Source organism: Amycolatopsis rhizosphaerae, assembly GCF_007713715.1.
In the GTDB taxonomy this organism is placed as follows: domain Bacteria; phylum Actinomycetota; class Actinomycetes; order Mycobacteriales; family Pseudonocardiaceae; genus Amycolatopsis_E; species Amycolatopsis_E rhizosphaerae.
Window position 1 is genome coordinate 1 of record NZ_VJWX01000039.1, and the last position, 12,233, is coordinate 12,233.

General features: G+C 70.3%; 11 protein-coding genes. 5 read left to right on the plus strand and 6 right to left on the minus strand.

What is annotated here, in order from left to right; translation table 11 throughout:
- Window positions 1-682, plus strand: a 682-nt coding sequence (locus FNH05_RS06590) for a response regulator transcription factor (protein WP_222426541.1), incomplete at its 5' end; no start/stop codon positions are given.
- Window positions 683-714: 32 nt separating this feature from the next.
- Here the strand turns inward: FNH05_RS06590 and FNH05_RS38790 are convergent.
- On the minus strand, window positions 715-1,389 hold the full coding sequence (locus tag FNH05_RS38790) for a helix-turn-helix transcriptional regulator (RefSeq protein ID WP_222426542.1): 675 nt from the start codon (window positions 1,387-1,389) through the stop codon (window positions 715-717).
- Window positions 1,390-1,623: 234 nt separating this feature from the next.
- Between FNH05_RS38790 and FNH05_RS06600 the strand changes: the two genes are divergently transcribed.
- From FNH05_RS06600 to FNH05_RS06615, 4 genes are all read left to right on the plus strand, one after another.
- On the plus strand, window positions 1,624-2,286 hold the full coding sequence (locus FNH05_RS06600) for an NADPH-dependent F420 reductase (protein WP_144586384.1): 663 nt from the start codon (window positions 1,624-1,626) through the stop codon (window positions 2,284-2,286).
- Between the two features lie 79 nt (window positions 2,287-2,365).
- Window positions 2,366-3,964, plus strand: a complete 1,599-nt coding sequence (locus FNH05_RS06605) for a helix-turn-helix transcriptional regulator (RefSeq protein ID WP_144586385.1) — start codon at window positions 2,366-2,368, stop codon at window positions 3,962-3,964.
- Between the two features lie 82 nt (window positions 3,965-4,046).
- Entirely contained in the window at window positions 4,047-5,225 is a 1,179-nt protein-coding gene (locus FNH05_RS06610; protein WP_144586386.1) for a cytochrome P450, read from the plus strand.
- Window positions 5,226-5,267: 42 nt separating this feature from the next.
- Window positions 5,268-5,768, plus strand: coding sequence for an adenosine-specific kinase (locus FNH05_RS06615; protein ID WP_222426543.1), 501 nt, complete (start codon window positions 5,268-5,270; stop codon window positions 5,766-5,768).
- A 13-nt stretch (window positions 5,769-5,781) separates the two neighbouring features.
- Here FNH05_RS06615 and FNH05_RS06620 read toward each other — a convergent pair whose 3' ends face one another.
- The 5 genes from FNH05_RS06620 to FNH05_RS06640 all read right to left on the minus strand — a co-directional run bounded on the left by FNH05_RS06620 (window position 5,782) and on the right by FNH05_RS06640 (window position 11,754).
- On the minus strand, window positions 5,782-6,816 hold the full coding sequence (locus FNH05_RS06620; RefSeq protein ID WP_144586387.1) for an LCP family protein: 1,035 nt from the start codon (window positions 6,814-6,816) through the stop codon (window positions 5,782-5,784).
- Window positions 6,816-7,322: a SigE family RNA polymerase sigma factor gene (locus FNH05_RS06625; protein ID WP_144586388.1), complete on the minus strand. Its 507-nt coding sequence runs from the start codon at window positions 7,320-7,322 to the stop codon at window positions 6,816-6,818. Before FNH05_RS06625 ends, FNH05_RS06620 begins: the two co-directional genes overlap by 1 nt.
- Before the next feature lie 93 nt (window positions 7,323-7,415).
- Window positions 7,416-8,882, minus strand: a complete 1,467-nt coding sequence (locus FNH05_RS06630) for a glycoside hydrolase (protein ID WP_144586389.1) — start codon at window positions 8,880-8,882, stop codon at window positions 7,416-7,418.
- Window positions 8,883-8,900: 18 nt separating this feature from the next.
- Window positions 8,901-9,782: a serine/threonine-protein kinase gene (locus FNH05_RS06635; protein ID WP_144586390.1), complete on the minus strand. Its 882-nt coding sequence runs from the start codon at window positions 9,780-9,782 to the stop codon at window positions 8,901-8,903.
- A 145-nt stretch (window positions 9,783-9,927) separates the two neighbouring features.
- Entirely contained in the window at window positions 9,928-11,754 is a 1,827-nt protein-coding gene (locus FNH05_RS06640) for an ABC transporter ATP-binding protein (RefSeq protein WP_144586391.1), read from the minus strand.
- Between the last annotated feature and the right edge of the window lie 479 nt (window positions 11,755-12,233).

The following is a 12,233-nucleotide window of genomic DNA, read 5'->3' on the forward strand; positions in this document are numbered from 1 at the left end:
ACCCGCATCCGAGGCCCGCATGATCAGGGAAATCGCCAGCCCCCCGCAGCCCGCCGTCGACACCCGGGGGCTCCGCTACGCCGGAAACCGGCCCGATCACCGGGCCTTCCTGGAGGCGGTGTGCGCCGCCTCGGCCCGCCTGCGCTGGCTCGGCACCGCGAACAGCGGGTTCCGTGCCGCCGTCGAAATACCGCGGCCGGACATCGTCGTGATCGACTGGCGGTCCGCCAAGCCCCTGTCGTCCTGCCTTGCCGCCCGGCGCGCCCTGCCCGCGGCCGCGATCTTCCTGCTGCTGCACGGCGAAGACGACATCCACCCGGACCTGTGGCCCGAACTCGCCAGCACCACGACGGGAGTCCTGACCTGCGCCACCCAGCCCGCGACGATGGCGGGGACGCTCGCCGTGAGCACGGAAGCGGCCGAAGCGCTCGAAGCGGTACGGCGGCGCCTGCCCGCCGCACCGCCACCGGTCGCGCTGACCGATCTCGAGGAGGCCGTGCTGAGCCACGCGGCGGACGGCCGGACGGCCGCGGAGACCGCGAGGAAACTGGGAGTTTCCTCCGCCGACGTCCAGTCCGTCCTGCGCGGCCTCAAGAAGAGACTGGGAGCCCGCTCGCGGGCGCATGCGGTGGCACTGGCACTGAGGGCCGGTCACCTCGCCGGCCCACGGCCACTCCCTTGAGGCACCCTGCCTTCCCGGATGCCCCGGCCCCGTCACGCGGGCCAGGAATCGCGAGGGCGGACCACCGGCAGCACCCCGTACTCGTAGCCCTTGGCCACGGCGTGGGCGCGGTCCCGGACCTGCAACTTGAGGAACAGGCGGTGGGCGCGCTTCTTCACCGTGTTCGGGGAGATGGACAGCGCCGCGGCGATCGCCTCCGTCCGGTTTCCCGCCGCCATCAGGGAAAGCACCTCGACCTCCCGGTCGGTCAGCGCGACGGAACGCTCCTCCCGCGGCGGCCCGGGCACCCCGGTGGCGAACTCCTGCCCGGCACAGGCGTGCAGGGCGCCCACGAGCCGGAGCGCACCGGCGGACAACGCGACGAACCGGTCGACCCCGGGCACGGTGGCCGTCACCCGGTCCGCCAGTACGACCACGGAAGCCCGCGGCGCCGAGACCCGCAGCGAACGGCAGACCGAGTAGCCCGGGTCGGCGGCCTGCTCGACGATCAGCACGTCGGGGAAGCTCACCGAGGCCAGCAGGTGCAGCGGTTCCTCGTCCTGCACCTGCCCCAGCCAGCACAGCCAGGGATCGGCGGTGACGACCGCCTCGACACCCCGGGCGACGAGGTCGAGCCGCCCGAAATAGGCCACCCGCAGCACCCGGGGAACCCGGTCCCCCGCCTCGACCCTACGGCCCGCCACGGGCAACTCCACCACGTTACTCATCGAGGACACACGCGCTCCCTAGCACTTATCCGCCTGTCGCATGTGCACAGTCCACCGTGCACACTCTTCAAGACCGGACCTCCGGGCCCACCATGACGCGGGAGCTCGATCAGGTGATGCGGGGAGCGCGGTGGGAAGAGTTTCATCAACCGATTCATGCACCGGGCTCTTGATCGGGCCCGGGCCCGGTCGGTAAGACGAAAGGACCAGTCCAGTCGGCGGAGAGGAGCTACGGTGCGGATCGCGGTGCTGGGCACGGGAATCGTCGGGCGGACCCTGGCGACCCGTTTCGCGGGCCTGCACCATCGCGTGGTCCTGGGCAGCCGCGATCCCGGCGGCGACCGGGCCCAGCGCTGGGCCCGCTCCGCGGGCTCCCACGGGAAGGTCGCAGGCTACGCGGAGGCGGTCACGGACGCCACGGTGGTGGTCAACGCGATCGCGGGAGCGGCCTCGCCGCACGCCCTCGGCGAGTTGCGCACGGCGCTGGAAAACAAGGTGCTCGTCGACGTCGCCAATCCCGTGGCCACGATCGACAGTGACCCGCCGGTGCTGGAACCGGTCAACGAGCTCAGCCTGGGCGAGCGGCTCCAGCTACTGCTCCCCCGCACCCACGTCGTCAAGACCCTCAACACGGTCAGCCCCGCGGTGATGATCCACCCCACCCGGGTCCCCGGCCATCACGTCGTCTTCCTCGCCGGCAACAACGGTCACGCCAAACGCGTCGTCACCGGGCTGCTGCGCGAACTCGGCTGGCCGCCGGACGGCATCGTCGACCTCGGAGACATCACCGGCGCCCGCTCCACCGAAATGCTCGTTCCGCTTCGTCACCGGCTCAGCCGCTCGTTCGGGCACACCGACTTCAACCTGGACATCCAGCACGGCCGAACCCGGACGTGACCGGTTCGTCATCGCCGACGGGCGCGGCACGCGGCGGAAATCCCCGGCGAGCGGCCCGCGCCGCAGCACACTGTGGATCATGGAAGCTGCCCGCCCCGTTCCGGGCACCCCCGTGACCCGGGCCAGGGAACTGGTCGACCGGAAGGACTGGGACGGCCTGGCGACGTTGTGCGACGAGTACTGGCTCGCGCTGCCGGAAGGGCACGAGAGCGCGATGGTCGCCCTGCTGGAAGAGGTGCCGGAAGCGGAGTTCGCGGCGCGGCCGAGGCTGCTCGTGGCCTGGGTGATCTGCTACCACGCGATGGTCGACCACGACTCCCGGGAGCGCAGGCCGTTCCTGCGCCAGTACATGGAACTCGGCACGCGCCTCGCCGGAAGCCTCGATCCGGAGCGGGAATCGAGCCCAGCCAACCTGATCCTCATCGGCACCCTCGCGATGATCACCCTCCGGGGGCAGGGGCGGTTCGAGGAGGCGGAGGCCCACGGGCAGCGACTGGCCGAACGGCTGGCCGTGCTGCACCCGCTGCCCGCGGTCGAACCGGCTCCCCGGCCCGGCTGGCTGGCCGTGCAACGCGGCCTCACCCGCTCCCTGCAGGCCGATTTCGACGGGGCCGCGGAACAGTACCGCCTGGCGCACGAACAGGCACGGGCCGAACCGACGGCCTATTTCGCCGGGACCAACGCCACCGCGAACCTCGCGATGGTCTTCGCCCATCTCGGTCACCACGAGACGGCGGGCAAATGGCTCGACGAGCACAAGTCGTACCCGCCCTCGCCCCGCTGGGCCTCGACGCTGCTCGAAGTGGGCGCCACCATCGCGCGGGGATGGGACGCACTCGACCGTTACGACTTCACCCGGCTCGACCGGATCGTCGAAGCGACCGGCGACGGCACCGAATCGTTCGAAGTGTGGCCGTTCATCGCCGCACTGGTGGCGGCGCGGGGGCTGCACACCGGCGGCCCGGCCCGGGCACGGGCGCTGGCGCACCTGTCCGCGATCCGGCTCAGCCACGCCCCCGCGCTCACCGGGCAGGGGGCGGCACGGCAGGTCCTGCTCCGCGCCGAGGCCGATCTGCTGATCGCACTCGGCGAAGCGAACCGTGCGTTGCGCGTCATCACCGAGGCCGGCCCCGTCCCGTGGCTGGCGGTGCCCGCCGCCCGGCTGCGGCTGCTCGCGGGCGACCACGAAGCCGCGAGCGCACTGGCGTCACAAGGCCTGTGGACGAGGCGCGCGGTACCGCGGGACACGCGGCAACTGCTGCTGATCAAGGCCGTCGCGTCCGTGCGGGCCGGGCGCACCGAGGAGGCGGCGGGCCTGCTCGCGGCACTGCCCGCGCTCCGCTCACCCCACGAAGTCCTTTCGCTGGCGACCATCCCGCCCGCCGAGCGGGAGGAACTGCTCCGGCTGGCGCGCATCCCCCTCTCCGGCGACGCGGCGGCAAGGCTGGCGACCGCGGGCGGGGTCTATCCCGAGCAGGTCACGCTCGTCGAGCTGACCGCGCGTGAGGGGGCCGTGCTCACCGAACTCGCCACCGGCGACACCACCCCGGACATCGCCGCCCGGCTCGTGGTTTCCGCCGCTACCGTGCGGACCCAGGTGCAGAGCATCTACCGCAAGCTCGGGGTGTCCAGCCGGAAGGACGCGCTCCTACGGGCCCAGGAGCTCGGGCTCGTCTGAGGCGAGGTCCACTGTGGATCACCGCGCCGGGTGCCCGTCGCGTTCCCGGGCAGCCGCACCGGAGTCGGGATAGCGTCGGGACATGGACGAGCCGCTGACCTACCCGTTGACCCGCTCGGCCCCGTTCGACCCGCCGCGGGAAATCCTCGACCTGCTCCCGGAACGGCCCGTCGCGCGCGTGCGCTACCCCGACGGCCGGCCCGGCTGGCTGGTCACCCGGCACGCCACGATCCGGGCCGTGCTCGCCGACCCGCGCTTCAGCGCCCGGCAGGAGCTGCGGAACTCCGAATTCGGCGAGGTCGGGGAGGTTCCTCCCGCCGCGCCCGGAATGTTCATCGGCATGGATCCCCCGGCGCACACCCGGTACCGGCGGCTGCTCACCGGCCAGTTCACCGTGCGCCGGATGCGGGCACTCGCCGCGCACATCGAAGAGATCGCCGAAGCCCACCTCGACCGGATGGCCGCCGCCGGTCCTCCCGCCGACCTCGTCGAGGCCTACACGGCGCCGATCCCGGCCCAGGTGATCTGCGAACTGCTGGGCGTTCCCACCGCCTACCGCGAGGAGTTCGCGAGGCAGGTCGCCGTGGCCGCCCGGCGGGACACCACGGCGGAGGAACGCCAGCGCTTCCTCACCTCCATCTCGGAGTACCTCGGCGAACTGGTGCGGCACAAGCGGTCCGCACCGGCGGACGACCTCGTCAGCGGGCTCGCCGCCGACCGCGACGCCCGGCTCACCGACGAGGAACTGACCAACATCACCATCCAGCTCCTCGGCGCCGGGCTCGGCACCACGGCGAACGTGCTCGCCCTCGGCACCTTCGCGCTGCTGCTCGACCCCGGGCAGCGCGAGGCGATCACCGCCGGGGAGACCGCGGAAGACGCGGTCGAGGAACTCCTGCGCTACCTCCCGATCGTGCCCAGTACCGCCAGGACCGCGCTTCAGGACGTCGACCTCGAAGGCGAACGGGTGCGCGCGGGCGAAACCGTCACCCTCTCCCTGCCCGGCGGCAACCGGGATCCGCGGCGTTTCCCCGATCCCGGCCGCCTGGACCTGACCCGCCACGCGGCCGGGCACCTCGCCTTCGGCCACGGCGTCCACCAGTGCCTCGGGCAGCAACTGGCCCGGAACGAACTTCGCGTCGCCTTTCCCGCGCTGTTCCGCCGCTTCCCGGACCTGCGGCTCGCCGTCGCGCCGGGGGACGTGCCCCTGCGCGACGACATGGTCATCTACGGGGTGCACGCGCTTCCGGTCACCTGGTAGCGACTCACCCCGGGCGGAGGTTGCCGCCCCGGGGGCGTCTGCGTGACGCTCGGATCCGCGATGGAACTGAGTGCGGTGACCGTGGAAAAGCCCGAGGACCTCAACCTGGTCCTCGGGCAGACCCATTTCATCAAGACGGTCGAGGACGTGCACGAGGCGCTCGCCGGTACCGTCCCCCGCCTGCGGTTCGGGCTCGCGTTCTGCGAGGCCTCCGGCCCCCGCCTGATCCGGCACTCCGGGAACGATCCCGAACTGGTGGACCTGGCCGTCGCCAACGCCCGGCGGATCGGCGCGGGACACTCGTTCCTCGTGTTCCTTCGCGAGGGCTTCCCCGTCAACGTGCTCAACGCCCTCAAGCAGGTGCCCGAGGTGTGCGGGATCTTCTGTGCCACCGCCAACCCGGTCCAGGTCCTCGTCGCCGAGACCGAGCTCGGCCGCGGCATCGTCGGCGTCGTCGACGGCGGACCTCCGCTGGGCGTGGAGACCGAACAGGACCAGCAGGACCGCCGGGCACTGCTGCGCCGGATCGGTTACAAGCTCTGACCTTCCGCGGACTTCAGTTCACGCAGGGCAGATCGTTCCCGCTCCCGTTCCCGGACGTCGACGTCGGTGCGGCCTGCTCCGTGGATGCCGAGGGCCCGCCCCCGAAGAAACTCCCGACGAACGCCCGCACCTGCGCGGGATCCACCACCACCGCGTCCATCCCCTGCGGCGTGCGGGCGAAACTGCCCACCGGCACGGTCGCGATCCGCAGCCCGTCCCCGTGCACGGCCCGCAACTGCCCGGCCGCTGCCGCCAGGTCCCAGCCTGGGTCGACCCGCACACTGTGCCGGACCGTGGCGAGGACCTGCGGGTCGGCCAGTTTGCCACTGCGCGCCAACTCCCGGCCCAGGGACCGCAGGAACACCTGCAACCGCACGATCCGGTCCAGGTCGCCGTTGGGCAGGCCGTGCCGCTGGCGGAGGAAGGCGAGCGCCGCGGGCCCGGTCAGGGTCTGCTGCCCGGCCTGTAGCGAAGCACCGGAAAACCGGTCCGAAGTGGCCGCACGGAGACAGACCGGCACCCCGCCGAGCGCCGTGCTCAGGCTGTCGAAGGCGGACAGGGACACGACCGCGTAGTGGTCGATGTGCACGCCCGTGAGCTCCTGCACGGTCCGGACCGTGCTCTCGGTACCGCCGCTCGCCTGGGCGGTGACCAGTTTGTCCATCCCGTGGCCCGGAACGTTCACATAGCTGTCCCGCGGCACCGACACCGCCGAAGCCGAACCGTCGCGCCCCAGGTGCACCAGCACGAGGGAATCGGCGTTGTCCCACTCGTCGGTCCCGATCAGCAGGATGTTCTGGTCGCCGGGCGGTGCCGCCGCCGTCTCGGCCGTGCCGTCGCCGCGACCGTGCGGCACCACGACCACCACGGCGATCACCGCGGCCACCACCACGGCCGCGGCCGTGACCATGAGGGCCAGTGTGCGGCGGCCGGACGGGCGGGCACGCCGCCGGTGCAGTTCGGCCAGCACGGGCCGCGGATCGGGTGCCCGGTCCGCCTCCTCGGCCAGCACCCGGCGGATGAGCGTTTCGGTGGGGTCGTAGTCCATCACAGCGTCTCCCTGACGGGCGGGCTCGGCTCGGCGGCCCGCAAGGCCTTGAGCGCGCGGGAAATATGGCTGCGCACGGTGCCGGTGGTGCAGCCGAGCGCCTCGCCGATCTCGGCGTCGGTGCAGTCCTCGTAGTACCGCAGCACGATCGCGGCACGCTGCTTGCGCGGCAGGGACGCGATGCGCTGTCGCATCGCGTCCCGCTCCGCGTGGGCGTTCGCGTGATCCGCGACCGGAGTGCCGATTTCGTCCAGTGCACCGTGCGTCAGCGTGACGGTGCGGGCCGCACGGCGGCGGCGCCAGGACAGGTACTCGTTCGTCACCATGCGCCGCACATACGGTTCCGGTGCCGCGAGGGCCCCGATCCTCGACCAGCGATCCTGCGCCCGCACCAGCACGTCCTGCACGATGTCCTGCGCGAGGTGGGGATCGCAGGTCAGTACCGTGGCGTAGCGCAGGAGCCGGTCCAGGCGGTCGGCGACGAACTGCTCGAAGCGGTCCGGCACGCCCGCTCCCTTCTTTCCGGTTGCTCTTGCGTCCGGAAGAACGCGCCGGACCCCTCCGGTTGTTGAATCCCGCGGCGAACTTTTTCCGCGCCGTCAGAGGGAGACGCCGTTGACCTCGAAGGTCTGGACGGTGTTCGGGGCGAACCAGGACCAGAACCTGGTCCCGTGCAGGGCCGTGTCCTGGTGATAGGCGTAGAGGTCACCCCCGCCGGTGTTCGTGCACCAGCGGTCGACCGCGGCCCCGTCGGCGGGGATCGCGCCGAACCGGGACAGGTCGAAGTCGATCCACTGCCCGGTGCCGTAGTTCGTGGCCACGATGACCAGCTTGCGCGCGCCGGGGTCGTAGGCCGCGACCGTGTTGCCGTTCCCGCCGTCGATCAGCAGCATGCCGGGGCGGATGTGCCGGGTGTACTGGGCCAGCACGAAGTACTTGGTGTTGACCGGCCCCGGCTGGCCCCCGGTCTCCTGCACCAGTCCCCAGCCGCCGCCGTCGACGGCCTGCCAGTAGACCCAGGCACTCGGGTGGAGCCAGCGCAGGTCCAGGTTCAGGTTGGTGGCCAGCGTCAGCCCGCTGCCGTCGTCCTCGCCGTATTCGGAGTTCCAGATCTTCTTCCCGGCCGCGGCCGCGGCGTCGTAGAGCAGGTCCCGGCGGCCTCCGGTGCCCTGGTAGCCGTGCACGTTGATCCGGCCGACGTTGCCGCGGGTGGTGGCGTCGAAACCGTTCCAGGTGTTCAGCGCGGCGTCGTAGGTGTTGCAGTCGGAGGCGGCCACCGGCATCCAGCCCAGATCACGGCTGTTCAGTTCGGCTCGCAGGTAGTTGATGACCGGCACCTGGGTGGCCACCTCGAAGTGGCAGCCCTCCTGGGTGCCGGTGGACTTCCACCACGTGCCGTCGGGCTCGTTGAACGGCTCCACCGAACAGAAGTCGATACCCCAGTGGTCGTGGGCGTAGCGGGCGATGGTGGCCAGGTACACGGCGTGCTGCTGGTGGTTCCAGCTCTGCAGGTTGTCACCGCCGTCGTCGGCGCCGGAGGGGTTGTGGTTGTTGCACATCCACCACATCGGCGAGTTCGAGAACAGCTCGAACTGGTTCACCCCGCGATCGCGCGCCGCCCACATCATGTTCCGCTGGTTGGTGTCGGCGTACCAGTTCCAGCTGTCCGACGAGGGGTCGGCGCTGTACCAGTTGTGCCAGTAGCCTTCGATCAGGCGGGCGTCGCCGACGTTCGGGGAACGCTGCATGGTCTCGCCGCCGATCGGCGTGGTGTCGGTGGCCCCGGCGTTGTACCGCACGATGTTCAGGCCCAGCCCGGGCAGTGACTGCCCCTGGTAGGCGACGGTGCCACGGGTGAAGAAGAGGTCCGCGAGGTCGCTGCGGTCACCGAATGCCTTGGCCCACCAGCACAGGGAGGTACCCCAGCCTTCCCAGGTCCCCCACGAGGTCGCGGGATTGAGAGTGGTCCAGGTGTCGGCGCTCGCCGTCCCCTCCGTCGCCGCGAGTACGGCGGCACCGACCGGAGCGGCGAGCAGGGAACGCAGGATCTGTCTACGTCTGATCACCGCGCCACGGTAGTACGGTCAGCGGCCGAGCATGGGGCCTTTCGGGAAATCGGCCGGACCGGCCAAGGCGGTCTCGGGTGCGGTCAGATAGCGGTCGGCCCATTCGGGCCAGGGCCGGTGCTGCGGCGGCACCTGGCGCGCGAGCATGAGTGCCGCCGTCGTGGTGTCCGGTCGCCGACCGGGGTCGGGGTCCAGAAATGCTTCGAGCATGGAAGGAATCCGGGTTCCCCCCTCGCCCGGCGGATGCCCCGTCAGCGATTCGTGCAGGACCGCACCGACACCGTAGACGTCCATGGCCGTCGAAACGGGTTGGCACGCAACCTGTTCCGGCGCGGAATAGCCTTCGGTGCCGGACGGAAAGCCCTTTCGCTGCGGCGAACCGATGGGGTAAGCGAAGCCGAAGTCCACCAGGATCGGCTTGCCGTCGCTGAGCAGGATGTTCGCCGGTTTCAGGTCGAGGTGCACCAGACCTCTGGTGTGCAGGGCCGCGACCGCGGACAACAGTTGCACCCCGAGCAGGGCAGCCTCCATCGGCTGCAGCGGCCCGTCGTCCTCGATGCACTCGTCGAGCGCCGGACCGTCGATATACTCGATCACTATGTAGGGCAAGGATTCCGCAGTCCCGTCGTCGATCAGCCGCGGCAGTCCCGGGTGGACGATTCCGGACAGCGCGCGCACTTCGCGCTCGAGCGCTTCCCGGGTCGAGAGGCGCTCCACCTCGTGGGGGCGCGGCAGCTTCAGCACCGCCGGGCACCACAGCCGGACCGACCACACCAGCCAGGTTTCGTACCGGTGCCCCAGCCCCAGGCGCTCCAGCGCGAGATGGCGCCCGGGAAGTTCACTGCCCTCCTGGCAGGACCAGACGGGTTCGCCGTCCTCGTCGATTTCCGTCGAACTCATCCTTGCCTCCCCGAAAGAAAAACACCTGGTGGCCCGTCCGTGGACGGGCCACCAGGCGATGGATCACCAGCCCCAACGGCTGTACCGGCGCCAGCTGCGACGCCTGTGGCGACGCCGGTGACCGTAGCCACACCAGTCGTCACACCTATCGTACGAGATCGGTTGCTTGATACGCTGCATTCTGTTCACCTCCCTTCTTCGCATGGTCTGTAACGTCGTCCAGTTTGGACAAATGGACGACGCGGTCTGCGATCGCCGCCAGGTTCTCGTCGTGGGTCACGATCAGCACGGTGCGCCGGAGCGTGGCGGTGCGGATCGCCTGGACGACGGTGGCGGACGAAACGGGGTCGAGGGATGCGGTCGGCTCGTCCAGCAGGACGATGGGCGCCTGCGACACGGCCGCCCTGGCGAGCGCCACGCGACGGCGCTGCCCGCCCGACAGCCGGACGCCGTCTTCGCCGAGCGGGGTGTCGTACCCCTGCGGCAAATCATGCACGAACTCGTCGACCAGTGCCAGCCGTCCGGCCTCCTCTACCTCGTCCCGGGTGGCCTCTAGCGCGCCGAAGGCGATGTTCTCGGCGACACTGGCGTCGAACAGCCACGGATCCTGCGGCACGAACGCGATGCGCTGCCGGAGGCTGTGCCGTTCGCAGTCCCTGACGTCGAGTCCGTCCAGGCGGACGGCGCCCGCATCGACGTCGTAGAGCCGCAGCAGCAGATGCAGGATGGTGCTCTTGCCCGCCCCGCTCGGCCCCAGCAGGCACACCGTTTCCCCTGCCGACAGGCAGAGGTCGAAGTCGCGCAGCACGGGATGGCCCTGCTCGTAGGAGAAACCGACGCCGTCGAACCGGACCTCCTGGATCCGCTCGGGAACCGGACGCGCCCTCGGTGCATCGACGACGGCATCGGAGGCCGACAGTACTTCCTGCACGCGCCGGGCACTCGCCCCCGCCTTGGCGAGGATCGACGACAGCCGGGTCAGGCTGCGCACCGGCGAGTACAGCTCGCCCAGGTAGGCCAGCACCACGAGCAGGTCACCCGTGCTGAGCGAACCGTGGAGCACGTACCCGCCGCCGATGATCAGTACCAGACCCGATCCGAGAGCCAGCACGATCTCGGCGATCGGGCTCCACCGGGCCGACACGATGGCCGCCCGCACCTCGGCCTTGCGCACCCGTTCGTTGCTCCTGCCGAACAGTTTCCTGGCCTTCTCACTCCGGCCGAAGGCCTGAACCGCGCGAACGTTGCGGAGCAGATCGCCAGTCGCGGCGAACAGGTTTCCCGCTTCCTCACGGGCATCCTGCTGGGCGGCGCGCACGCGGCGGCGCTGGCGCTCGGCGAGCAGGGCCAGCAGCGGCACCACCGCGAGCCCGATCAGCGCGAGTCTTGGGTCGAAGGCGGTGAGGACGACCAGCACGACCACGAGAATCACGGTTTCGGGCAGTAGAATGGTCGCCACCGCGATGACCGCATCGAGCATGCGGGTGATGTCGCTGGTCATCCGGGACAGGAGTTCCCCGTGGGGCATCCGGTCGTGCCAGCGCAACGACAGATCCATCGTGTGCTCGAACATGGTTTGGCGCAGCCGGGCACCGATGCCCTCCGCCGACCGTTCGCCCAGTGCCGTGCTGCCGAAAGCCAGTAGTCCGGATAGGGTGGTGATGAGGACCAAAGCCACCCCCGCGAGCACGAGCACGGTCTCCGGCGACAGATCGTTCATCCAGGCCAGCAGTCCGGTCGACTGTCTTCGGCCGATGGCGTGGTCGACGGCCAGCGCCAGCGGCCACGGGAGAATAAGGGTCGCTCCGGCCCCCAGCAGTGCCAGTGCCCCGGTTCCGGCCAGTGCCGCGAGATGGGGGCGCGCCGCCGGCGCGGCGATGGCCAGCGCCTGCGGCAGATGGGGACGACCGGTAGCCCTCGGTCTTCTGATCGAGCCACCAGCGCGCTCCAGCGGCGCTTCGGTGGAAACCATGTACGAGCTCCCCTCACTGCTCTCCCAGCGGCTGCTTCAATGCTACGACCGGAAGAACAGCCCGTGCATCTTGGGAAAATTCGCGTTATCCAAGAAATTTCCAAGACATCACAACGGGATCTCAGTCATGGCCACAGTGGACTTTACTCGGGTAGCCTCTCGCGCTCTGCCGTGCTTTCCCGGGTATCGATCACGGATTTTTGCCTGTTTTCCTTGCACCACCATGGTTTTGCCCTCGGGTGTTCACCCAGCGTGGGCGGAGTCGCCGTTTCGGTAACGCGTTCCGGCTTCGCAAAATCCACCCCCGCCGGGTGAGTGCTCACCCGCCCCCGGGCGGTCACCCGACGCGTCAGGATTCTCGTTCCTTTCGCTGTTCCTATGTAGACAACAAGCTCGGTATCGGCGGCTTTTCCGGCCAGTGGGGTGCCTGCACAGCAATCCCTCCTTCCTCTTCGCGCACAGGAGTACCTTCCTGGCCG

Coding starts and splice junctions, on each gene's coding strand:
- FNH05_RS06610 (WP_144586386.1), top strand. CDS start 4,047: ATGGACGAGCCGCTGACCTACCCGTTGACCCGCTCGGCCCCGTTCGAC.
- FNH05_RS06640 (WP_144586391.1), bottom strand. CDS start 11,754: ATGGTTTCCACCGAAGCGCCGCTGGAGCGCGCTGGTGGCTCGATCAGA.
- FNH05_RS38790 (WP_222426542.1), bottom strand. CDS start 1,389: ATGAGTAACGTGGTGGAGTTGCCCGTGGCGGGCCGTAGGGTCGAGGCG.
- FNH05_RS06620 (WP_144586387.1), bottom strand. CDS start 6,816: ATGGACTACGACCCCACCGAAACGCTCATCCGCCGGGTGCTGGCCGAG.
- FNH05_RS06605 (WP_144586385.1), top strand. CDS start 2,366: ATGGAAGCTGCCCGCCCCGTTCCGGGCACCCCCGTGACCCGGGCCAGG.
- FNH05_RS06635 (WP_144586390.1), bottom strand. CDS start 9,782: ATGAGTTCGACGGAAATCGACGAGGACGGCGAACCCGTCTGGTCCTGC.